20 protein-coding genes are annotated in these 21,392 nt (G+C 56.6%); 15 read left to right on the top strand and 5 right to left on the bottom strand.

Going from position 1 to position 21,392, the window contains the following annotated elements:
* Positions 1 to 67: 67 nt before the first annotated feature.
* From ACT3IC_RS06750 to ACT3IC_RS06740, 3 genes are read left to right on the top strand one after another with little or no spacing between them, the layout of a single operon-like run.
* Positions 68 to 391 carry an antibiotic biosynthesis monooxygenase family protein gene (locus ACT3IC_RS06750; protein WP_290503554.1) on the top strand — a complete coding sequence of 108 codons (324 nt, stop codon included), beginning with the start codon at positions 68 to 70 and terminating at the stop codon, positions 389 to 391.
* Positions 384 to 779, top strand: a complete 396-nt coding sequence (locus ACT3IC_RS06745; protein ID WP_473476804.1) for an amino acid-binding protein — start codon at positions 384 to 386, stop codon at positions 777 to 779. The genes ACT3IC_RS06750 and ACT3IC_RS06745 overlap by 8 nt, the downstream gene beginning before the upstream one ends.
* Positions 754 to 1,449, top strand: coding sequence for an ArsR/SmtB family transcription factor (locus ACT3IC_RS06740; protein WP_473476802.1), 696 nt, complete (start codon positions 754 to 756; stop codon positions 1,447 to 1,449). Before ACT3IC_RS06745 ends, ACT3IC_RS06740 begins: the two co-directional genes overlap by 26 nt.
* A gap of 74 nt (positions 1,450 to 1,523) precedes the next feature.
* Here the strand turns inward: ACT3IC_RS06740 and ACT3IC_RS06735 are convergent, their stop codons facing one another.
* On the bottom strand, positions 1,524 to 5,636 hold the full coding sequence (locus tag ACT3IC_RS06735; protein ID WP_473476799.1) for an autotransporter outer membrane beta-barrel domain-containing protein: 4,113 nt from the start codon (positions 5,634 to 5,636) through the stop codon (positions 1,524 to 1,526).
* A gap of 390 nt (positions 5,637 to 6,026) precedes the next feature.
* On the opposite strand from ACT3IC_RS06735, the gene ACT3IC_RS06730 reads away from it, so the two are divergent.
* The 7 genes from ACT3IC_RS06730 (at position 6,027) to bglB (ending at position 13,532) form a co-directional block, all read left to right on the top strand.
* Complete coding sequence (locus ACT3IC_RS06730; protein WP_180209908.1) at positions 6,027 to 6,590, top strand: helix-turn-helix transcriptional regulator; 564 nt, start codon at positions 6,027 to 6,029, stop codon at positions 6,588 to 6,590.
* Between the two features lie 190 nt (positions 6,591 to 6,780).
* On the top strand, positions 6,781 to 7,248 hold the full coding sequence (locus ACT3IC_RS06725) for a MarR family winged helix-turn-helix transcriptional regulator (RefSeq protein WP_103178102.1): 468 nt from the start codon (positions 6,781 to 6,783) through the stop codon (positions 7,246 to 7,248).
* Complete coding sequence (locus ACT3IC_RS06720) at positions 7,248 to 8,315, top strand: HlyD family secretion protein (protein ID WP_473478884.1); 1,068 nt, start codon at positions 7,248 to 7,250, stop codon at positions 8,313 to 8,315. Before ACT3IC_RS06725 ends, ACT3IC_RS06720 begins: the two co-directional genes overlap by 1 nt.
* A gap of 2 nt (positions 8,316 to 8,317) precedes the next feature.
* Positions 8,318 to 9,397 carry a DUF2955 domain-containing protein gene (locus ACT3IC_RS06715; protein WP_103823107.1) on the top strand — a complete coding sequence of 360 codons (1,080 nt, stop codon included), beginning with the start codon at positions 8,318 to 8,320 and terminating at the stop codon, positions 9,395 to 9,397.
* Between the two features lie 84 nt (positions 9,398 to 9,481).
* A complete protein-coding gene (locus tag ACT3IC_RS06710; RefSeq protein ID WP_473476795.1) occupies positions 9,482 to 11,155 on the top strand; it encodes a hypothetical protein in 1,674 nt (557 codons plus the stop codon).
* A gap of 230 nt (positions 11,156 to 11,385) precedes the next feature.
* Positions 11,386 to 12,462, top strand: a complete 1,077-nt coding sequence (locus tag ACT3IC_RS06705; RefSeq protein WP_473476793.1) for a PA14 domain-containing protein — start codon at positions 11,386 to 11,388, stop codon at positions 12,460 to 12,462.
* Entirely contained in the window at positions 12,459 to 13,532 is a 1,074-nt protein-coding gene (gene bglB, locus ACT3IC_RS06700; protein ID WP_473476790.1) for a beta-galactosidase BglB, read from the top strand. Before ACT3IC_RS06705 ends, bglB begins: the two co-directional genes overlap by 4 nt.
* Before the next feature lie 30 nt (positions 13,533 to 13,562).
* Here bglB and ACT3IC_RS06695 read toward each other — a convergent pair whose 3' ends face one another.
* The 3 genes from ACT3IC_RS06695 to ACT3IC_RS06685 form a co-directional block, all read right to left on the bottom strand.
* Positions 13,563 to 14,843, bottom strand: a complete 1,281-nt coding sequence (locus tag ACT3IC_RS06695; RefSeq protein WP_263951496.1) for a DUF445 domain-containing protein — start codon at positions 14,841 to 14,843, stop codon at positions 13,563 to 13,565.
* 145 nt (positions 14,844 to 14,988) lie between these two features.
* Positions 14,989 to 15,633: a LysE family translocator gene (locus tag ACT3IC_RS06690; RefSeq protein ID WP_103178109.1), complete on the bottom strand. Its 645-nt coding sequence runs from the start codon at positions 15,631 to 15,633 to the stop codon at positions 14,989 to 14,991.
* 47 nt (positions 15,634 to 15,680) lie between these two features.
* Positions 15,681 to 16,424 carry an AraC family transcriptional regulator gene (locus tag ACT3IC_RS06685; RefSeq protein ID WP_263951494.1) on the bottom strand — a complete coding sequence of 248 codons (744 nt, stop codon included), beginning with the start codon at positions 16,422 to 16,424 and terminating at the stop codon, positions 15,681 to 15,683.
* Between the two features lie 185 nt (positions 16,425 to 16,609).
* On the opposite strand from ACT3IC_RS06685, the gene ACT3IC_RS06680 reads away from it, so the two are divergent.
* The 4 genes from ACT3IC_RS06680 (at position 16,610) to ACT3IC_RS06665 (ending at position 19,522) form a co-directional block, all read left to right on the top strand.
* Positions 16,610 to 17,002 (top strand): polymorphic toxin type 44 domain-containing protein, encoded by a 393-nt coding sequence (locus ACT3IC_RS06680; RefSeq protein ID WP_103178111.1) that lies wholly within the window; start codon positions 16,610 to 16,612, stop codon positions 17,000 to 17,002.
* A complete protein-coding gene (locus ACT3IC_RS06675) occupies positions 16,980 to 17,402 on the top strand; it encodes a hypothetical protein (RefSeq protein WP_103178112.1) in 423 nt (140 codons plus the stop codon). The genes ACT3IC_RS06680 and ACT3IC_RS06675 overlap by 23 nt, the downstream gene beginning before the upstream one ends.
* 11 nt (positions 17,403 to 17,413) lie before the next feature.
* On the top strand, positions 17,414 to 17,587 hold the full coding sequence (locus ACT3IC_RS06670) for a hypothetical protein (protein WP_473476784.1): 174 nt from the start codon (positions 17,414 to 17,416) through the stop codon (positions 17,585 to 17,587).
* A gap of 564 nt (positions 17,588 to 18,151) precedes the next feature.
* Positions 18,152 to 19,522: an NAD-dependent succinate-semialdehyde dehydrogenase gene (locus tag ACT3IC_RS06665; RefSeq protein ID WP_290503546.1), complete on the top strand. Its 1,371-nt coding sequence runs from the start codon at positions 18,152 to 18,154 to the stop codon at positions 19,520 to 19,522.
* A 63-nt stretch (positions 19,523 to 19,585) separates the two neighbouring features.
* Here ACT3IC_RS06665 and ACT3IC_RS06660 read toward each other — a convergent pair whose 3' ends face one another.
* A complete protein-coding gene (locus ACT3IC_RS06660; protein ID WP_103823123.1) occupies positions 19,586 to 20,131 on the bottom strand; it encodes a YfaZ family outer membrane protein in 546 nt (181 codons plus the stop codon).
* 484 nt (positions 20,132 to 20,615) lie between these two features.
* Here ACT3IC_RS06660 and ACT3IC_RS06655 point away from each other — a divergent pair, with 484 nt between their 5' ends.
* Positions 20,616 to 21,380 carry a hypothetical protein gene (locus ACT3IC_RS06655; RefSeq protein ID WP_214421591.1) on the top strand — a complete coding sequence of 255 codons (765 nt, stop codon included), beginning with the start codon at positions 20,616 to 20,618 and terminating at the stop codon, positions 21,378 to 21,380.
* Positions 21,381 to 21,392: the final 12 nt, after the last annotated feature.

Below are 21,392 nucleotides of genomic sequence, written 5' to 3'. Positions count from 1 at the left end.
CTCTTCACCGAAGCATCACGTTTTTGTTTCCTGCACTCTCTCCTTAACCTCACAACGGAGAGAGATCATGATTGCAGTCCTGTTTGAAGCCAAAGCCGCACCCGCGCACCAGGCGCGTTACCTGCAGCTGGCCGCCGAGCTAAAACCGCTGCTGGCGGATATCGACGGTTTTATCGATATTGAACGTTTTCAGAGCCTGACCACCGAGGGCAAAATCCTCTCCCTCTCCTGGTGGCGGGACGAGGAGGCGATTTGCCGCTGGAGACAAAACCTGTTTCACCAGGCCGCACAGGCCGAAGGGCGGGCGTCGATTTTTACCCACTACCGTATTCGCGTGGCGCAGGTGGTGCGGGAGTACAGTTCAGCAACCGGAGGGCATGCCGATGTATGACGTTCATGTGAGGTTCAACGACACCCCTGGCGAGCTGGCACGTTTTGGTCAACTGCTGGGGCGCAACGGCGTAGGGCTGGAGGGCGGCGGCGTGTTTGGCGTGGAGGCGCATTTCCTGGTGGAGGAGGGCGAAAAAGCCCGCCTCCTCCTCCTTGCCGCGGGTTTTAATGTGAAAGCGGTGCGAAAACCACTGATCCGTAAGCTGAAACAGGCGCGCCCTGGTGAGCTGGGCGAGATTGCCGCCGCGCTGGCCGCGCAGGGGGTCTCCATCCTGACCCAGTACAGCGATCATGCGAATCACCTTATTCTGCTGACGGATAATGATAAGCTGGCCGCAGAGATCACCGGGCCGTGGGCTGCCAATGTTAAAGACGCGTTTACCTCCTGATAATAGCGCTGCGCTGGAGCTGGCCGTTGCGGCTGTTGCGACGGCGATGGCCGATCCGTCACGGGTCAAAATGCTCTGTGCGCTGATGGACGGGCGGGCGTGGACCGCCACGGAGCTCAGCGCGGTGGCGGATGTGGCCCCTTCAACCGCCAGCGGCCATCTCGCCCGGCTGGTGGAGGGCAGGCTGATTACCTGCCTTTCTCAGGGGCGGCATCGCTACTATCGTCTGGCGGGGCACGACGTTGCGGAGCTGGTAGAGCAGATGATGGGGCTGTCGTGGAGCCGCATCACGCCGCCGGAAACCACCGCGCCAGCGTCGATGCGTTATGCCCGCACCTGTTACGACCATCTCGCGGGCACGGTCGCCGTGCAGATCTATAATTTTATGCAGGCCGAAGGCTGGCTGGTGGCCGACGGGTCTGCCCTCACCGGAAAAGGCCGCGAGGCGTTCCTGGCGCTGGGGATCGTGCTTAAGGCTAATACCCGGCGCAAAGCGTGTAGCGCCTGCCTGGACTGGAGCGAACGCCGTTTCCACCTGGGCGGTGAGGCGGGCGCAGCGCTGCTGGTTTTCCTGGAAACCAAAGGCTGGATCCAGCGGGTGGAAGGGTTTCGCGAGGTGACGGTGACGGCATCAGGGCTGCGGGCCATTCAGCAGCGTTTTAGCCGTTGAGGAAACGCCCGGCGGCGCCAGCTTGCCGGGCCTACAAAAAAGCAGCCGCATACGCTGTATGCGGCTTGTTTGTTTTAGAAGTTGAGCGACCAGGTGGCGCTCATTGTCTGATCGGTGTCGTGATGAGAGGCATTCACGTTATAGCCCACGCCGAAGGTCATATTGCCTTTCTGCATTTTCACCCCCAGCTGGCCGTTAAAGGCGGTGTCATCCATGATCTCTGCGCGGAGAGTATCGCTGGCGCTGATGCCCACGGTGTGCAGGGTGTTTTGACTCTCCCGGTCGCCGGTGACAGCAACCACGCCGACATCGGCCTGGGTACTCATCTTCCAGCCGGAATCCAGCGCGAAGGTTTTCGCGACTTTCACCCCTACCGGGAACTGCCAGATGTTCTGCGTGCCTTTATCGGTATGGAAGACGCGTTCATCCTGATCGTTTTTGGTATCAAAGGCCTCGGTCTTGAGCTGGTTATAACGCACATCCGCATGAGGAATGATATCCAGCACATCGGTTTCGATCAGGTACTCGCCCCGCACGCCCGCGCTGAACAGCATCCCGTCGACGTTTGCCTTCAGCTTGTTGCCTGCTTCCATCCAACCCGGCTGTTTCTGGTAAACATCGTTGCTGGTCTGGGTCAGGCTGACGTCGCCCGTCAGGTTCCAGCGATCCTGGTTCCAGTTCTGGTACAGGGTAACGCCCCAGAAGCTGAAATCATTGTGGGTGGCGTTGGTATCGCCGCGTGAATCACTGTCGCCATTACCGGCATGGAACGCCGCGCCGCTGCGCAGGGTGCCGTGTTCGGTCTGCCAGGCTTTGTCTCCTCCCATCATCAGGCCGTAGAATTTGCTGTTCTGGCCGTAGCTCAGATTTCCGGCGCTCAGGTCGCTGCTGCGCGGGTTACCGTACAGGGCGTGAACCCAGACGCTGGCGTCAGTGTCAGCGGGTTGCAGGCCCGCGTTGGCAATGGAGTTACGCTCCAGAACGGCATCCACCGCCGCGTTGCCTGCCGCCCAGGTATTGTGCTGCACGCCGCCCGCAGTGGCGATTTGCGCCGCGCTGTTGATGGTTCTTACTACCTCATCCACGCTCGCCTGGGGCGTATCGATAGCAACCGACAGATAACGTGCGCCCGCCTGGCTGGCAGAGCGTGAGTTCTCTCCGCTGGCGATAAGCTGATCCAGCGCATGGGTAGTGACCACGCCCGGCAGGACGTCCTGTGCCGCACGAGCCTGGGTGGTGACCCGCACCTCGCCGTCACGCTCCTGGGTCGTGGCCGTCAACAGTTTATTCAACAGCAGATTCTCGTTCTGCCAGCCGTTGCCGGCGATGTTGACGTCGCTAAAGCCTCTGGCAACCGAGTAAGTCTGGTTGGCCTTCGCATCCGCGACGTAAAGTACGGCGCTGTCCGCTACGTTCAGGCTACCCTCGGTCGCATTCAGCGCGGCCTGGCCATTGGTCATCTCCTTCGTGCTGACCATCAGCAAAGAGTGGTCGGCAAAGTCAACGGTATTAAAGGCGGCGTCACGGTCGGCTGAGCTGCCGGTCAGTGAACCGTCGACCCGCAGCCCGCCCTGGGTGGCGTTAAGGTATTGCGGGGTATGGACAGAGACCGCCGCCGTGATGGCGTTTTCACCCCAGGTTAAGCCGCTGTTGGCGAAACGGGCTTCTGCCGCAGCGGTAGAGGTATCACCCAGCACCAGCAGGGCGTTATGACCCACGGTGACGCGCCCGTTAATCTCACTGCCACCGCTTGCCACATGGGAGGCGTTAGCCAGCGTCCCGCCATCCGTCCAGGCCGGGTCGATAAACAACCGGGCCCCCTGCAGATCCAAACGTTCTGCGACCAGCGTGCCCGCGGCGGCGATATCGCCGACGGTAATTTGTGCCTCCTGGCTGGCCGAGAGCTGCCCTGCCAGCAGGGAACCGTTAACCGCCATCTGGGCGCTATCCTGAAGCGCGACATCGCTGTGCAGAGTGGCTTGTTGTTCAACCCTGACCAGGCCGCTGCTGACTACCCCGGCAGCAGATCCGCCGGAAACCAGCGTGTGATCGCCTGCCACAATGTTCAGCGCGCCTTCAGGGGCCACGGTGACGGTACCGGTGAGATGACCGGTCACATCCTGCATGGCCGCGATGCCTAAGTTCAGCGTCCCGTTATTAACCGCTACCGCAACAGGCGCATCGGGTGCGCCGGCCACGTCGATCAACGCGCCAGCGGCCCCGGTCAGAGTCAGCGTCTGGCCGCCGACAATATCCACCGCTGGCTGGCCTTCACCTTCAAACCGCAGCTGCGATGCGCCGAAGCCGTTCCGCACGAAAATGGTGTCATCGGTGATCGCATCTTTCTCGCCGATAATGAGCCGGTTTTTGTCAGAGGTAACCTGGGTGTTGGCCAGCACCGCCTGGGTCATGGCGGCTTCGATTACGCTGGCGGTGCCCGCCACGCTATCGGCATTCTGCAGCGTGCCGAGCATCACCAGGCTGTTGCCTTCTGTGGAGCCCAGCAGCTCATTGACCGCCTTCACATAGTCCAGATGGTAGGTGTCATCGGTCAGGATCAGCGTGCTGTCAGTAAAGCCTACGTTCGCGCCGGTCTCGTTATAGCCCTCTGGCAGCAGGGATGAGGCCGCCAGGTTGAACAGCTGGTCAGAACGGGTTTGCAGCTGGCTATGGTTGATCATATTCAACGATGCGCCGCTGCTCAGCGCCAGGGTATCGGCGATAAGTTTGGTGTTATCAAAGGTTAAATTGCCGCTGCTCAGCTGCACCGGCGCGGTCACGGTAGTGCCGTTCACGGTGAGGGCGCTGCCCACGCTGGTGTCGGTAAAGCCGTCGGTGAGGACCACATCGTCCGCGATAGCCAGCTTGCCGAAGTTGCTGAACTTCGTCCCGCTAAACTCAGGCATGTTCGCCAGGTGCAGGGTGCTCGCAGCGCCGCTGCCGTACAGATTACCCGCCACCTCAGCGTTATCCAGCCAGATGTCGGAGCGGAGCACTTTGGCACCGTTGAGGTTGATATCCCCGGAGAGGGTGCTGTCGGTCAGATGCAGATCCACGCTGCCCTGGCCGGCGCTGGCATCGACGTTGCCTGTCAGCACGGAGCGGGTGATATCCATGGCAATCTGCGCGGCTTTGTTGGCAATCAGGTTGCCGTTAAGGGAGGAGTCCGCCAGCGAGGCGGTAACGCTCTCCGAGCCGGAAAGCACCGTATGACCGACAATCTCGCTATTATCCAGGCTCAGCTGAGCGGCTTTGCCATTTGACAGGCTAATGGCGTTACCGTTTTTCTGGGTGGTTTTGGTGATGGTGGAATCGGTAACCGACAGCGCGCTGGTGCTGCCTGAGGTAGAGAGGGCCACCGAGCCCGTCAGCTGGCTGTGGTCAACTACAATCGTATGCGTTTTATCTGCAGCGGTGAGGTTTGTGATTTCTATCGCATTGGCTGTTTTGGAGACGGCGTTAGTGGTATCGATGAGGCTGTTCTGCACCGTAATGGCGTTATTATTTGTCGCGTTGTACAGCAAAATGCTGCCCGCCTGAATACGGCTGTCCTGCACGGTGACGTCGTGTGTCCCCGCGCCGCCCACGTAGATGCGGCCTGTAATCAAGCTATTGTTCTGGATATCAATATCGGCATCACCGCTGTCAGCGACGTCCAGATGAATGGCGTTTCCGTCAAGATAGTACTTCGAGTTTGGGGCGTTTTTTATATCATAATCTCCCCCCTTAGCGGCACCGTTCAGGGTAGAGTTATCGACAACGATATGGGTATTGGTGTTAGAACTCTTCGCGCCCGCCTCGATGAAGTCCACCGCGGCCTTATTATTCAGGACAACGGTAGCTGAGCCCTCTTTACTGACGTTGATATAATGGCCACTCAGATTCGCGCCATCAACAAGAAGCTGTTGGATATCAGAAGAGGTTCGGGAAGAGGTGCCGCTGGCAAAATAGATATTCTGGGCCCTGGCCGTGCCGTCAATGGCCGCATCCTGGGTTTTCTGAGTGAAATACCACGCGGTAGGCTTTGGCGTTATCGGTGACGTCATGTCATATTGCGTTAATCCGCAGGTTCCGGTAAATGCAGTGCCCGCGCAGGTATTTGCCAGTGCTGGAGACAAAAGAAAACTGCTGCCCAGAATCATGCTCATGCTAATAGCCAGCTGATTCAGGCGAAATGATTTATTCATAAGGTGTCCCTCTCTTATTACGTAATGATTTTATTTCGCGATAGCGAATATAAAAATACATACACCGTTTAATCCTTCGTTACATTTTGCAGCATAACAAAAGAAAATAATATTGAGGGTGGGATTGTTCTTTCCTTGCCTGGAAAAGTCTTAAGTGGTCGGATATCTTGCTGTTATAACTGATTAAACTTTTCTTTAAATATCATTTTTTGTGCGCGATAGCACGAAATGCTGCTAATTACTTGAGAATATTCCTACAATCCCCCGGAAAACTGTTAATTGCAAGTTAATACATTCTCACTGATTATTAATAAATCCGCAGTGATGGTGAGGGTAAAGGGAATGGTAATAGTTTTAACATCCTGTAGATATTTCCAGCAGGGGTTTGCCATGCTGGTTGAACAGTTAATGTTCGACGCGCCGTCGTTTCAGCAGGTGCATTATCTTGATGACATCAAAAAAGCGACAAAAGAGGATCTTTCTCGCACCAAAGCGATTGTAGTGGATTATGGTGAGTCTGATATCAAAGTTCTGCATGCCCTACTGGATCTAAAAAACCGGTACGAGCAGAGCTATTTTATTTTTATCACCCGGGATGTGTGCTACGAAAGCACGATTGAAAATATTCTCATTAATACTATTGCCGATTATACCATCGACTGTAAAAGTGCCGTGCGAAAGTTAAGCGCATGTCTTGCCCATCTTGCCCAGGAAGATCAGCCGGTCACTATTTTTAAAAATGCCCGCTGGCACCATCTTGAAAAAGAACAACGGTTAACCCGTATGGAAACCATGCTGCTGCCCTATATTGTGTCGGGGAAAAAGAATAAAGAAATTACCCGCTATCTGGACGTAACGGGAAAAACAGTAAGCCATCATCGACGCAATATTTATCGTAAATTCGCTGTGACCAATCTGACCGGGTTGTTTAAAAAATTTGATCAACGCGCTTGATTCTGCAAGCGACCTCTATTGAACGAAGGATGACGGCACAAAAAAGCCTGGAAAAAGCGCTGTTGATTTTGATACCTGCCAGGGGATGAACGCTCTGCCCGCTTTCGCAATTCCTGCGCTTAACATCCTCGTTTCTTGATACTTACCCTGATAACTATTATCTTCTCAGCGTGTGAAGCGAGGACCTCCCATGCGTGAAGAAGATCTGTTCTGCCGCAGGCCGATGGGCATGCGGATGGCAATGATTGTGCGTCAGTGGCGCGCAGTGATTGACGATGCCATTCTCGACACCGGGTTAACCCAGTCGAGCTGGACGGTGATGATGCAGTTAAAGCAGTTGGGGGATAACGTCTCGGTGAGCGAACTGGCGGAGGTGCAGGGCATTGAACTGCCGCCGCTGATGCGCACCCTTTCACAGCTGGAAAAGCAGGGCTACCTGCTGCGCACCACATCGCCTTATGACAAGCGTATCCGGCTGCTGACGCTCACACCCGAGGGTAACGCGGTGCTGAAAACCCTGACCCGGATTATCGAGACGTTTCAGGAGCGGGTATCGCAGAATATCGCCCCGGAACATCTCGAGATTTTCAGCGCCACACTCAATCAAATCGCCTGCAACTTGCGGACTATCCGCGAAGAAGATAACAAGACCGAATAATCATGACCCCTGAACAAAAGTTTGCCCGCTGGGTAAGGGTAAGTATTGCCTCTTTCCTGCTGATGTTTGTCTATTTCATTATCGCCGATATCTGGATCCCGCTGACGCCGGACTCCACGGTGATGCGCGTGGTGACGCCCGTTTCCGCGCGCGTCTCCGGCTATGTGGCGGCGGTGCACGTGCATAACAACAGCCAGGTGAAGCGGGGCGATCTGCTGTTTGAACTCGATCCAACGCCATTCCGTAATAAAGTGGAAGCGGCGCAGATTGCGCTGGAACAGGCGCGTCTCGCCAATCAGCAGCTGGACGCGCAAATTGTGGCGACCCAGGCGAGCCTGAAAACCGCCCAGCTCACCGCCCGTAACGACAGAGTCACCTTCGATCGCTATCAGAAACTCAGCACGTTGCAGAACGTCTCCCAGGCGGATCTGGATAAAGTCCGCACCACCTGGCAGGGCAGCGAGCAGGCGGTGGCGAATCTGGAAGCCACCATCCATCAGCTGCGTATTGAGCGCGGCGAGCGCGACGAAAAGCGTAACGTGACCCTGCAAAAATACCGTAATGCGCTGGACGAGGCGGAACTCAATCTCCGCTGGACGAAAATCTACGCCGGGGCGGATGGGAGCGTCAGTAACGTGCAGCTGAGCCCCGGTTTTTATGCCACCTCCGGTTCGGCGGCGCTGGCGCTGGTGAATAACCAGAGCGATATCGTCGCCGATTTCCGGGAAAAGAGCCTGCGCCATACCCGTCAGGGGACCGATGCCGCCGTGGTGTTTGACGCCTTCCCGGGCCACGTTTTCCGCGCTCACGTCACCAGCAGCGACGCCGGTATTCTGGCCGGGCAGGAGGCCGTCAACGGCCAGCTCTCTGAGCCGGAAACCTCCAACCGCTGGGTGCGTGACGCGCAGCGCATGCGCATTCACGTGGCGCTGGAAGAGCCGCTGCCAAAGCACCTGCCGACCGGGGCGCGCGCCACCGTGCAGCTCTATAACAGCGAAGGTCCGTTTGCCCGCTTCTTCTCCGGGATGCAGATCCACCTCGTCAGCCTGCTGCACTATGTGTACTGATTATGTCTATTAATACCCTGGCACGGGTCTTTACCCCGCACGGCAACATTGTCTATACCGCCAACGACTTTCGCCAGACCCTGCGCATCGTCTTTGCCGGGATGATCGCCCTGAGCGTGTCGAGCTTCTACAACACCAGCTATGGCGTCTTCTTCGTCATCTACCCGATCATGCTGCTGTCGTTGGTGCCGGTCTTTAACCGCCACGTGGCAAAACAGTTTGTGTTCAGCTCAGCGCTGAACTGCATTGAAATGGTGTTTATCATCGGTTATCTGGCGCAATGGCCAGTGATCATGACCCTGGTGGTGTTTGGCCTCTACGTGATGCGTTTTCGCTTTATGAGCCAGGGGCCGCTGTTCCTCTTTGGCTCGATGGGGGTGGTGTGCCAGAGCACCATGCTCAACTTTATGAGCTATCCCACCACCAACTGGCACACGCTGCTCTTTTCCAACCTCGAAGCCAGTGTGATGGCGGTTTGCCTGAGCGCGCTGATGCACTATCTGCTGCCGGATGTCGAACCACGCACGCCACCGCCGCGGCTGGAGAAAGATGCCGCCCGCGTGCGCCATGAATCGCTGCTCTCCGGGACCGTGGCGACGCTGATCTTTGTGGTGTTCCAGATAAGCGATCTCAGCGATTCACTGTCGGCGCTGATGGCGGGTATTCTGATCCTCTTCCCGATGCACTATCGCGGCGCGGTGATGAGCTCCCTGTGGCGCGTGGTGGGGGTGGTGCTCGGCTGCCTCTATATTCTGCTGGTGCAGATGGTGCTCTACGATCACAGCAGCCACATGCTGCTGATGATGCCGCTGATTGGGCTCGGGCTGGCGTTTGGCGCCCGCCTGCACGTGATGGAGAAGGTGGGAGCCGGGGTCGGTTTTGCCAGCATCACCACCATCGGCATCATGTTCGGCCAGAACATGCACCCGGACGGCGACCTGGTGTTCAGCGATCTCTACCGTATCGTCTCGGTGACGGTGGCGCTGGTGGCGACCCTGACGATCGTGTTCCTTATGCATCTGTTTCTTAACTGTTTCGCGCCGACGCGCTATATCATCACGCCGCCCGCCGGGGATAAATGATAATGTGCGGTAGTCTGCACATTACTTCGCCCTTCTGTGGTAGTAATGCCGGTTGGCTAACCGGATGACAAAGGGAAGGGATCTATGTGGCAGACGCGGGCGCTGGAGCTGAATAATCAGGCTTACTGGAACTGGGAAAAGGCTTGCGAACTGGTGGACTGGGCCGTCGCGCATGACTTTAACACCGTGGTTGTCGGGCAGGCGGATCTGTTCGACAAGCTGGTCTCCCCGAAAGGCTACACGCCGCATCTCGACAACGACCGCCTCTCCAGCCAGCAGCGTGCCCGCTGCGTCTACCTCAACCGGCTGGGCCAACTCTGCCAGCAAAAGGGGCTGCGTTTTTACCTGCAGGCCAAAGAGTTCAGCTTCCCTACCGAACTGCTGCTGGCGCACCCGCACCTGTTTGAGCCGGGCCACGGCGTGCGCCTCGACGTTGATTTCTGGTGCGGGTTCCTGACCCGTAAAATCGCCCTGATCTGCCAGCGGATTCCTGCCATTAGCGGCCTGCTGGTCGCTATCTCCAGCACCGACGGCCTGCTGCCCGTGTCGCGCCCTAACTGGGAGTTACAGGCAGAGGGCGAGGTCAATCAGGTCCAGCGCGACGCCCGGAGCCTGGCCATCTATAGCTGCTGCTTTAATGCCATGTCCCGCACCATGCAGGCTGAAAATAAACACCTGGTGCTGCGGGTGTTTCCGGCGGGCAATCACGATCTGCACAACGTGCTGGAAGCGATCCGCCCGCTGCCCCAGAGCGTCAGCGTCTCCATTAAACTCACCCCGGAACGTTTCTGGCCGTCGTTTCCCAATAACCCGGCCCTGCTGGCGGTGGAGGAGCGTGAAGTGTGGGCGGATATCGATCTGGTGGGCGAAGAGGTGGGCTGGGGCGTCTTTCCCTGGCTGCGCATCGACGAACTGCAGGGGCGCCTGCTGTGGTGCCGCTCGAATCCGGCGATCCGCGGCGTGGTGTGCAAAGCCAGCTGGGAAGGGGTGGATAACCACTGGGTGATGGGCACCCTGAGCGAGTGCAATCTGGTGGCCTGTAGCCGGATGTTAGCCAGCGATGGCAGCCACCTTAGCGTGGCGCAACTGCTGAATAGCTGGCTGGATGAGCGCTATGGCTGGCAGCCGGATGCCGACACTTTTGCCACCTTCCACGCCCTGCTGGAGCAGGCCGGGCAGGTGCTCTATGGCGCCATCTACGTGCGCGATCACGTTTTTCATCGCCACAGTCAGGTGCCGGAAAGCTATGGCCAGGCAGTGTGGAGCCTTTACGGGCAGCTCAACCGCAACCACTGGCTACCGGGTTCGGAGCGCGATATTTTCTTCAGCGCCAGCGACGTTGAAGCCTCTGCCGCGTCGCTGGCGCGCATTGCCCGCGAAAAAGACGAGGCTTGGGACGCCTCGCAGACCTTACAGGAAGCGGCCCTGCGCTTTACCGAGACCGCCGCCTTCCCGTATGCGCTGAAACGCCGCTGGCTGGAGGAGTGGCAGGGCTTTGCCCTCTACTGCCATCTGTTTGTCCATGCCCAGAAGGCGTTCTTTACCCTGCGCTTTGCCCGCGAGGTGGAGAACAGCTGGAGCATGCGCGAAATCTGCCAGATCAACATCCAGGAGCTCTATCGCAGCGCCGCCGAACTGGACGATTTCTGCTTAAAGCACGCCGATGCTTCTCCCGGCATGCACGTGCTGTTCGATGCCTCCCGCGTGCGCGCCCTGGCGGACAGCCTGAGCGAAGAGCTGAAGGCACTAAAGTCTTAGTGTGATCAACATCACGTCAGGTGGAGAGGGTTAAAAACCTGACGTGATCGCCCTCATCATTCTCCTTCCTTGCCGGTTACGTGGTGTGATCGGCATCACGCTGTATCGCTGCCTGTTATCCGGTTTGTGAGTTGCCAGGCATATCCCGTCAATCTTCCTCCTGGGCTGCTCGCCCCGCAAGGCCAATCTGCTGATGATAGCGGCGTAATGGACGGGCTGATGAGGAAGATATGTCACAAGGTGACTGGCAGTTAACACAGGGTGACGCACTCACGCGTTTTCTGGGGTCAGCGGCAAAAGCGGAGCGCTTCGCCGAGTTTTATACCGGTGAAACGACAGAGCCCACCTGTGAGGTGGGACCGGATGCGCCGTCGTTTTGCCGTCGGGTGTTCCTGAAGACCCACGCCCGGCGGCGGGTGGAGCCCGCCCAGGCCCTGCCGTGCCGGGAAGGGATTTTTAGCGACGACAACAACATTCTCTCCTTTTCGGGCTTTTATCCGCTGGCGTACCATCTGCAGCGCTGGCTGCGGGTGGATCTTTTTGCGCCCCATAGCGGCACCTTTACCTTTCGTCTGACGACCTGCGGCGGCGTGCGGCTCTGGCGTGACGACGAGCCGCTGGTCTGCTTTACGCCCTTCACCCGCAACCGCATGCAGCACACCGAGGTCGCGCTGGCGCTGAGCGCCGGTAAAAACCGCCTGCTGATCCATCTGGATGAACTGTTTGAACGCGATACGACATTTGCCCTGCAAATGGTCTACCTCGACGCTATCCCGCTTGATTATGGGCTGCCGGACGCGTGCCCGCAGCTCATCGCCCCACGGCAGTACACGCCGCCTGCGCACAGCACGACGGCCCACGACGATAGCGGTCAACGCCTGTTGACGCTGATGGCGCAGCGGGAATATGGCCCGGAACTCGACGCGCTGCTGTACAGCACCCTGACGCGCGTCAGCGCCCGGGAGGCGGGCTCGGTGTTTTCACTCCTGTCGCTGCTTGTCCTCTGGCATCGCCATCGGGGAGAGCACTTCCCGGCGGTGCTGTGGCGGCGGGTAAAATCCACGCTGCTGGGTTATCGCTACTGGCACGATGAGCGGGGCTGCGACGTGATGGCGTTCTGGGGCGAGGAGAATGTGCTCGCCTTCCAGACGGCGCAGTATCTGGCGGGGAAATTGTTCCCGGATGCGCTGTTTATCGCCTCTGGCCGCCGGGGGCATCAGCAGCAACGCCTGGCGCTCGCGCGTGCCGCCGATACCGGGGCATTACTGGCCCATGCAGAAACATTTGTAGAAGGGGCGACAGCATGAACAGCGCGCAGCAGAGGAAAATAGTGGATCGCGTGGTGCGCGGTTTCTGCCGACTGAAAAATCTTGATGAAGTGGGGGCTGGAGACGGGTTCTCCATCAACTTCGAAGAGTGGGAGTGGGAGATTGGCGTCGGGCTGTATGGCTTCTGGCGCTTTGCGGAACACCAGCAGGATGCGGTACTGCAGCAGTCGATTCTGGCGTGGTACGAAACGCAGATTGCGAAAGGGCTGCCGGAGATGCAGATCAACACCACCGCGCCGATGATCGCCCTGGCGCTGGTGGCCGGGCATCATCACCGCCAGGATCTGCTTAAGACGGTCAACGACTGGGCCGATGCCCTGCTGCGCGACCTGCCAAAAACCGAAGAGGGCGGTTTCCAGCACGTGGTAAAAGAGCAGGCGAACACCGGCCAGCTGTGGGATGACACGCTGTTTATGACCTGTCTGTTTCTCGGCGTGGCGGGGATCGTGCTCAAACGCCGGGATCTGATCGACGAGGCGAGCTACCAGTTCCTGCTCCACACCCGCTATCTCAGCGATCCGGTAAGCGGGCTGTGGTATCACGGCTGGACCTTTGTCGATAAGCACCATTTCGCCGGGGCGTTCTGGGCGCGCGGCAACGCATGGATCACCGTCGCCATTCCGGAATTTATCGCGCTGATGGGCGAGCATCTGGACGCCAGCGTGCGTCGCTATCTGGCGCAGATGGTGACGCGTCAGGTGCGCACGCTGTGCGAGCTACAGGCGGAGAACGGCATGTGGCACACGGTGCTGGACGATCCGCTCTCGCCCCAGGAGTCCTCCGCCACGGCGGGTATCGCCTGGGGGATGCTGCGCGGCGTGCGGATGGGTATTCTGGATGCGTCGGTGAGCAGACATGCCCTGCGGGCGTTCGACGCGGTGATGGCGCGCATTGACGAGGAGGGGATTGTGCGGGAAGCCTCCCGCGGCACCATGCTGGGCTGGGATATTCAGTATTACTGCGATATCGCGATGGCCCCGGTGCCCTACGCCCAGGCGTTAACCATCCTGCTGCTGCTGGAGATCGATCAGGGCGGCTGGCTGGCGTAATGCGCATAAGGCCGGCGCGAACCGGCTTTGTTAGCGGCTGAGTAGGGGCATGACTTCCGGCAGTTGCGAGAGTAAAAACAAAATCAGCCCAATCGTGCCGCCCACCAGCGTGCCGTTGACGCGGATAAACTGTAGGTCCTTGCCGATGTTGAGCTCAATCTGGCGGGACATATCTTTGGCATCCCAGCCTTTTACCGTGTCGCTGATATGGCGGGTGAGGAAGCGGGCAAAATCGGGCGCCACGCGATGTGCGGCCTGCTCCAGATGTTCGTTCAGCGAGGCGCGCAGGTTGCTGTCTGCCACCAGGGTTTCACCAAACCACAGCCCGGCATTGGCGAGACGCTGCTTCACGCGGGAGTCGTCGCGCTGCATATCGGCCTTCAGCCACTGGCGCAGGTCGGCCCACATCTCGCCCAGATAGCGGTTAAACGCCTCGTCATTCTTCAGATACGTTTTGATGTTCTCGGCTTTGGCCGCGGTTTCCGGGTCGTTTTTCAGGTTATCGACCAGCTTATGCACCGCGCGGTCGAAGGCCTGACGGATCTGATGGGTACGATCGTGGCTGACATCATCCAGGATGGCGTTCACCGCGTTTGAAACCACCTCGGCGCTCTGATCCCCCAGCCACTCGGTGGGCAGCACCATCGATTTGCGCGGATGTTCGGTCTTCAGCCAGTGGACGATCTGCGCGGCGATAAAATCGCGCGTGCTGTCGCGCTGCAGCAGGGTAATCAGGCGATTAATGACCGCGTCCAGCAGCACCTGATGACGCCCGTTTTTTGTCATGCTCTCCAGCATGGCGGCGCTGGTTTCGCTGAAATCGACCTTATCCAGCGCCTTATGTACCGCCCGCTTCAGCATCCGCTGAATGCGCCCGTCGTCGGTCAGCTCCAGAAAACCGCTCATCACCTGCATGATATGCTGCCCGACGCGCTCGGCGTTGTCCGGCTTGCTGAACCAGTTGCCGATAAGCAGCGCCGGTTCATGCTTGCGGATGAGCGCCACCAGCGATTGAGTATCGAGGAATTTCTCCTGCACGAACTGGCCGAGATTGTCGCCAATCCGGTCCTTATTACGCGGGATAATCGCCGTATGCTTCGAAATAAAGGGGATCGGCACCCGGCGAAACAGGGCCACCACGGCAAACCAGTCCGCCAGCGCGCCAACCATCGCCGCTTCGGCAATGGCTTTTACGCCGCGCACCCAGAAGGTTTGCGGCAGGAAGAGGGTGGCGATAAAGGTCGCGGCGGCAATCAGCAGCAGCGATAGCGCCAGCAGCTTGGCGCGTTTGAGTTCAGCGAGTTTTTCCATAGGGTTAAGGATAGAGGGAGAAAAGGCGAAGGGGCAAGGGAGCGGGCATTTTCCCCGGTGGCGCTGCGCTTACCGGGGCTAAGAGGAGTGCGCGGGGGGGTTGTAGGCCTGATAAGCGTAGCGCCATCAGGCGTTTTCTCTGCATTCACAAGGGTAAGAAGAATCGCCATAAAATCCCTGTGCCAAACGCAATCAGCACCATCCCCGCCACGCGCTCCATCTTCCAGATGTGGTCGCTCAGCCGACGTTGAACGGCGGGCAGGGCGATGAACGACACCACCGCCAGATCCCACGCCAGCACCACCGTGACCATCCAGATGCCGCTCACCGACTGCTGGAGCAGCGTCACATTCGGCCCGAGCAGGGCGGTCATCAGCGCCAGATAAAAGAGGGCATTTTTCGGATTTAGTACCGCCGACCCCAGGCCGAGCAGAAGCTGCCTGCGCCAGCCTGGGCGTTCCGGCTCCGCATTATCCAGCTTCAGGGTGCGGGCGCGACTGTGGAGCAGATGCCAGCCTATCCACAGCAGATACAGCCCGCCCAGGAGTTCAATGGCGTTAAACAATAGCGTGTACTGGCGCAGCGCGCTGGCGCCAACGATCACCAGCAGGATATAAAGCCCGTTGCCCAGGGCTATCCCCACGCACAGCCCGGCGCTGCCGCGCAGGCGATGACGGGCGGCGAAACCCATCAGCAAAAAGAAATCCGGACCGGGGCTGAGCAGGGCGACGAAGTGCGCCAGCGCGAGCGCCAGAAAAGCGGGCGGGAAGAGAGCGGGAGTCAGTTCCATAGTGACCTCATCAACAAAACTGAGGTCAGGCTACAGGGGATGGCGCGCTAATTATTGTCGGATATTGATCGCCCGGTGGCGTACTGGCGCGGCGTGGCGGCGGTATAGCTGACGAAGGTTTTATGGAAGTGGCTCTGATCGGCAAAGCCGCTCTGGTAGCTGACGTCGGCGATGTTGTCCCCGGCGCGCAGCCGGGCTTTGGCGAACTCTACCCTGGAGATGGCCAGAAAGGTGCCGGGCGTCAGGCCGGTATCCTGCTTAAAGGTTCTGATAAGGGTCTCTTTGCGCAGCGAAAAGCGCCGGGCTAAAACATCCAGCGAGGGCGGTGCCTGCAGGCTTTGGCGTAAGGTCTGTAACAGTGCAAGGCTGGAGGGGCGTAGCGTTTCAGGCGGAGAGGGGTTTTCTTTCAACGCTGCCAGTAGGGCATCGATAGCTTCGGGCGACAGCGTGTCAACCACAGCCAGATACTGGCAGAAAAGCGCTTCGCTGCGGATCACCTGCATGGCGGGCTGAAGGTCAGTCTCCAGATAGAGCATGTGGTAGCTGCGGGGTTGTCCCGCAACGGGGTTACAGCTGTGCGGCAGATGCGCGGGGATGACAATCAGGTCGCCAGGATAAAGCGTAAACGGCTCGCCGTTGCAGGTACAGCAGGTTTGCCCCTCGAGGATGGCGCCAATAGAGAGCTGAGCATGGCTGTGACGCTTATAGGCTTGCGTGCTCTGCCAGGTGCTGCGCAGCTCCACGCCGGGCTGGCGTATGAAGGTCTGATTGACTTGGCGGGTATGGGGCATGGCGGTCACCGGTGTGAGGGATAAAGGGGGTTCGGTGCTTATAGCATGAGCGGACAAAGGTGTCGCCTGGAATAATTTGGGAGAGGTCGTTATGTGATTAGAATAGTGGTATAAAATTCAGGGTTAAATAAAATAGCGACGACGCATCATGGACTTATAGGTGAAATTATCAAAGGAATGAATATATGGCCGTTATACCATTATTACCCAAAGAGGGTTTGGATCTTATTCATAAGAATATGCGCGAGGCGCGTATAAATGGAATGTCGAGAAATATGGCCTTGCCGCAAACTTATTACTGGTTCTATCAAAAAGTCCGGAATCGAGGGCCCTGGGATTACAAACAGCAAGACAGAAAACTGGCAAATTTTGGCAATTTTAATTATGGTGCAACAGGATTTGCCGCGGGTATACCTGAGAAAACGCTCTATATGGGAGCGGGTTTTGCGCAGTCACATGCTAAGACGTCGCGTCCACAATGGGGTGCATGGCATGGCGAATTTCCCTATGGTGACGACCCGCGCGATCAGTTTTGGATTAAACAGGGAATAAACTATGCACGTCAGCACGGCTATTAAATGGTTACATCGGCTGATCACCATCCTGTTACTTATTATCGTTGCAGGCTATTTTTCTTATGAATACTTCATGGAGAGTCGAAGCGACGATCGTTTAGTGATGCAAAAGGAGATTTCAGAAAACGTGACGCTTTACGTCACGCAGTATGGGGGTGGGGCAACCGTGCCTGATGTCTATCGTTATTACCTGGATAAAAAAAATCAGACGATAGAGCAGCTCAGGGAAAGTGAGCCTTTTCTTGTTTCAGATAATGGCAGTGCCATAATTAGCGGCTACGGAAATACTATCAATGTTAAGTTATCAGGGCGTATCTACTCTTTCAGTAATCTTACAATGTTCTACGCTCAGGAAAATCTGGTTATCCCTGTGATTAATCTTACTGCTACAGGAGTACGTTAATTCATATGGACATGAAAAAGCATGCAGTGGTGAGACTCAAACGCGATGATATGCCACTACATATTATCCTGCATACTAATGAACTGTTAGCATTGGCAGAAAAGTCTGATAAGGAAATCGATTATAGCGATATTCCAGAAACTACCGATGAACAGTGGGGTAATGAGGTTCGCGGGAAATTTTAGTGATCTAAAATAACAGATGCCACCTGAAGGTGGCGCGCTCGATATAATTGGCTTCACCCTCGTAAAACCCTTTGTGGAAGCGGTTTTTATAGCAAGCCAACGATGGTGGCTCTATTTAGAAAAATAGAAATCGTGACAGTAAATTAAATGAAAAATAGCAATTTTTTCTCCTGTATGTATAAGCATATTTTAAAGGCTTTGATATTCTTGACGGTTCAGATCTGGAGTTTGTTTGAAGCCGTATTATTTGTAGGCGGGTTTATAGTTTGCCTTATGTTGCCTGTCGTGTGGCCAATGAAGTTCGTTTATGCCGCGTTATGGCTTGTTGTATTCTACGTATGTTTAAACGTTATTGGTGTATTAGAAAAATCTCTTGCCAGAAAAAAAAGCGAATAGGAAAAGATTGTCTTCAAAGACAGCTGGAACGAACGCTGCGTCGCCTGAATGGAGCAATTATATCTCACGCCACCCGCCGGGTGGCACACCCTGTATACCTAACTTTACCTGCGAAACCAGCTATTTTGACTACTCTTAATACCCCAAGCGGTAAAAAAGGAGGCAACAATGGCCTATCAGACAGTGAATCCTGCCAACAACAAACTCATCAAAGAATATCCTTCTCATACTGATGCTGACGTCGAAGCGGCGCTGAATACGGCTGATGCGCTCTACCATTCCGACTGGTCAAAGGGCAGTATCGACAAGCGCCTGGCGGTGCTGCATAAGCTGGCGGACCTTATTGATTCCCGCACTGAAGAGCTGGCAAAAATCGCCAGCGAGGAGATGGGTAAACTCATAGCCCAGAGCCGTGGCGAGGTAAAACTCTGCGCCCAGATAGCCCGCTACTACGCCGACAATGCGAAGCAGTTTCTTGCGCCGGTGAAGTATCCGTCGGAGCTTGGCGAAGCGTGGGTGGAGCATCACCCCATCGGCGTGGTGATGGCCGTAGAGCCGTGGAACTTCCCTTACTACCAGCTGATGCGCGTGCTGGCGCCGAACCTGGCGGCGGGTAACCCGGTTATCGCCAAACATGCCAGCATCGTGCCGCACTGTGCCGAGACCTTCGCCCATCTGGTGCGCGAAGCCGGCGCTCCGGACGGGGCGTGGACTAACCTGTTTATCTCTTCAGATCAGGTGGCCAATATCATCGCTGACGATCGCGTGCAGGGCGCGGCGCTGACCGGGTCTGAGAAGGCCGGTAGCGTTGTGGCGGCCCAGGCGGCGAAGCACATCAAAAAATCGACCCTTGAGCTGGGCGGTAACGACGTCTTTGTGGTGCTGGACGATGCCGATCTGGAGAAGGCGGTAAAAATTGGCGTCAATGCGCGCCTGGCCAATGCCGGACAGGTCTGTACCGCAGCCAAACGCTTTATTATCCACGAGAAAGTGGCGGAGGAGTTCCTGGCGAAGTACACCGAAGCCTTTAAGCAGGTGAAGATTGGCGATCCGCTGGACGAGAGCACCACGCTTGGGCCGCTCTCCTCTAAAGACGCGCTGGAAACCCTGACAAAGCAGGTCGATGAGGCGGTGAAAAATGGTGCCACGCTGCATTACGGCGGCAAACCGGTGCAGCGCGAGGGCAGCTTCTTTGAGCCGACCATCCTGACCAATATCACCCGCGATAACCCGGCGTACTTCGAAGAGTTCTTCGGCCCGGTGGCGCAGATTTATGTGGTGAAAAATGATGAGGAGGCGGTAAAGCTCGCCAACGACTCGCACTACGGTCTGGGCGGCGCGATCTTCAGTAAAGATACCGATCGTGCCAGAAAGATGGCCTCGAAGATCGAAACCGGGATGGTGTGGATCAACTGGCTCACCGATACCGCGGCAGAGCTGCCGTTTGGCGGGGTGAAGCGTTCTGGTTACGGGCGTGAGCTGTCGGATCTGGGGATCAAAGAGTTTGTGAACCAGAAGCTGGTGGTGATCCGCCGGTAAAAGTCTTTACCGGAACAAAGGCGGCAGCGGATGCCGCCTTTTTTATGCTTCGGCCTGGTTTTATCAGAAGGTGACGCCGCCGCCAACGTAGGCGCCGTCAATCAGGGTGTGGCCCGGACGGCCATCTTTGCCGTCAACGCTGACGTGACGGTAACCCACCTTCAGGGTTACGGGGGTAACCGGCGTCCAGCTCACGCCGCCGTTGGCTTCAACGTAGTTTTTCACGCTGTTGTTCAGTCCTTCCGGCGCGACATAGCCTTCACCATAAACGTGGATGCTGTCGGTCAGGGCCAGGTTGACGCCACCACCGATAGGGAATGCCACGCCGTTATCGCCTTTCTTCGGTCCGAGGTAGATGGCTTTCGCACCGGCATTGAGCATCACCGGCCCCACTTCCAGGTTATAACCCGCGCCAACACCGCCGGTCTGGGTGCCGTCATCGGTGTTTTTCAGCCAGTTACCTTCGGCATACAGACCTGAGGAGGATTTACCCATCTCAAGGTTCAGATTGGTGAAGTTTTTGCTCTGCTCAATGCTGCCGCCCATGGCCATCGCGGAGCCGGAAATCGCGGTCAGTGCAGCAAGGATGAAGATATTAAGCTTTTTCATGTTTTATGCCTCGTCATCTAATTTGTCTGCGCACACCCTAACAGGCGAGGTTTATGGCTGCAAATGTGCTCATGAGCGCGGTTTTATGCTGATTTTGTTTGAAATTTGTTCGATTGATGTGGGCGAAAAGTTTAAATAGCATCGGGTCAATCGTTAAATTTTTCACGTTGAGCGGAGGTTTAGATGAGCGCCTAAACAGAAACTGAACGGGGCGGGAAAAGTAATTAGTTAAGTATTAATTGAATTTCTTATAATTTCCGAAAATGTTTCTGATGTAACAGATAAATATGTGAATTTACATTTTTGCAGATAAGCTGAAATCCTGAACAGGCGATTTTGCCGGCGGGAAAAAGCGGCCGGGATAAATTGCCCCTTGTTCCTGGCCGGCAGGCGGCCGAAAATGTCGCAGGGGAGAAGGTAATCTCCTTAAAAGAGCCAGAACGGAAGTAGGAATATTTTGAGTGGTAATAAAAAAGGAAAAAAAATGAGCGCCCTGATTACGCGCGCACGATGTTTATTCGCAACGAAAAAGACGCGGATTATTGCCTTCTGCATCGTTACGGCCGGCGTCGTTGGCTTCGCAAACGATCTGTTTGGCCTCTGGGATATGATAGGCCCAAAGCCGCAGGAGAAGTTGGCTGTGATTCAGGCGCGACTGCAGCCGTTTCGTACCAGCCCGCTCGTAACCCACTCGGTGAACGATCTTTTTTTAATGATGGAGGTGAGGAATTATGGTGAAAAGACCATGATGTTGACGTCCGCTGAGATTGATATCAAAAAGAGCCGGGTGGCATCAAAGGGTAAGGCCGGTTCCTTTTCCCGCTGCGCATTAACCGACGATGCGAATCGCAACACGCCCATTTTGCTTCGGCCCGGAGAGACTTCATGGATAATGGTGTCACAGGCGGTAACGCTGCCCGGGCTGACCGACTGGTTAAATAACGATGAGCTGAAGAATATTTTTGTCGCCACGCCTGAAAATGCTTTTACCATCGCGCAGCACGATTATCTGCCCGTCTTTAATAAAAAAATGGCCGAGCATTATGGCGCTGATGCGGAAATTGAGGCAGTTGTGCATTTTGGGCAAGACAGCGGCTCTCAGGTTTTCCATTTTCCTCTGGCTAACGGGAAAGATATATATGATAAAAGCGGCGGTTTGCAGCACGACTGGTTTATCGCAAATTGGCTTTATCCCCAGCCGAGCAGGTTACGGGCAGAGGGCGACATCTGTCATTTCCGTAGCGGATAGCAGACCCTCTCC

It is taken from the genome of Leclercia sp. GHBNCSD (genome assembly GCF_055805075.1).
This window is presented reverse-complemented; position numbering and strand designations above follow the sequence as displayed.

What these genes read in the sequence shown, in the direction of transcription:
- ACT3IC_RS06750 (WP_290503554.1), top strand. Translation starts at nt 68, where the DNA reads ATGATTGCAGTCCTGTTTGAAGCCAAAGCCGCACCCGCGCACCAGGCG.
- ACT3IC_RS06685 (WP_263951494.1), bottom strand. Translation starts at nt 16,424, where the DNA reads ATGCCCCATACCCGCCAAGTCAATCAGACCTTCATACGCCAGCCCGGC.
- ACT3IC_RS06745 (WP_473476804.1), top strand. Translation starts at nt 384, where the DNA reads ATGTATGACGTTCATGTGAGGTTCAACGACACCCCTGGCGAGCTGGCA.
- bglB (WP_473476790.1), top strand. Translation starts at nt 12,459, where the DNA reads ATGAACAGCGCGCAGCAGAGGAAAATAGTGGATCGCGTGGTGCGCGGT.
- ACT3IC_RS06710 (WP_473476795.1), top strand. Translation starts at nt 9,482, where the DNA reads ATGTGGCAGACGCGGGCGCTGGAGCTGAATAATCAGGCTTACTGGAAC.
- ACT3IC_RS06705 (WP_473476793.1), top strand. Translation starts at nt 11,386, where the DNA reads ATGTCACAAGGTGACTGGCAGTTAACACAGGGTGACGCACTCACGCGT.
- ACT3IC_RS06670 (WP_473476784.1), top strand. Translation starts at nt 17,414, where the DNA reads ATGAAAAAGCATGCAGTGGTGAGACTCAAACGCGATGATATGCCACTA.
- ACT3IC_RS06725 (WP_103178102.1), top strand. Translation starts at nt 6,781, where the DNA reads ATGCGTGAAGAAGATCTGTTCTGCCGCAGGCCGATGGGCATGCGGATG.
- ACT3IC_RS06665 (WP_290503546.1), top strand. Translation starts at nt 18,152, where the DNA reads ATGGCCTATCAGACAGTGAATCCTGCCAACAACAAACTCATCAAAGAA.
- ACT3IC_RS06735 (WP_473476799.1), bottom strand. Translation starts at nt 5,636, where the DNA reads ATGAATAAATCATTTCGCCTGAATCAGCTGGCTATTAGCATGAGCATG.
- ACT3IC_RS06660 (WP_103823123.1), bottom strand. Translation starts at nt 20,131, where the DNA reads ATGAAAAAGCTTAATATCTTCATCCTTGCTGCACTGACCGCGATTTCC.
- ACT3IC_RS06690 (WP_103178109.1), bottom strand. Translation starts at nt 15,633, where the DNA reads ATGGAACTGACTCCCGCTCTCTTCCCGCCCGCTTTTCTGGCGCTCGCG.
- ACT3IC_RS06740 (WP_473476802.1), top strand. Translation starts at nt 754, where the DNA reads ATGTTAAAGACGCGTTTACCTCCTGATAATAGCGCTGCGCTGGAGCTG.
- ACT3IC_RS06715 (WP_103823107.1), top strand. Translation starts at nt 8,318, where the DNA reads ATGTCTATTAATACCCTGGCACGGGTCTTTACCCCGCACGGCAACATT.
- ACT3IC_RS06680 (WP_103178111.1), top strand. Translation starts at nt 16,610, where the DNA reads ATGGCCGTTATACCATTATTACCCAAAGAGGGTTTGGATCTTATTCAT.
- ACT3IC_RS06675 (WP_103178112.1), top strand. Translation starts at nt 16,980, where the DNA reads ATGCACGTCAGCACGGCTATTAAATGGTTACATCGGCTGATCACCATC.
- ACT3IC_RS06655 (WP_214421591.1), top strand. Translation starts at nt 20,616, where the DNA reads ATGAGCGCCCTGATTACGCGCGCACGATGTTTATTCGCAACGAAAAAG.
- ACT3IC_RS06695 (WP_263951496.1), bottom strand. Translation starts at nt 14,843, where the DNA reads ATGGAAAAACTCGCTGAACTCAAACGCGCCAAGCTGCTGGCGCTATCG.
- ACT3IC_RS06730 (WP_180209908.1), top strand. Translation starts at nt 6,027, where the DNA reads ATGCTGGTTGAACAGTTAATGTTCGACGCGCCGTCGTTTCAGCAGGTG.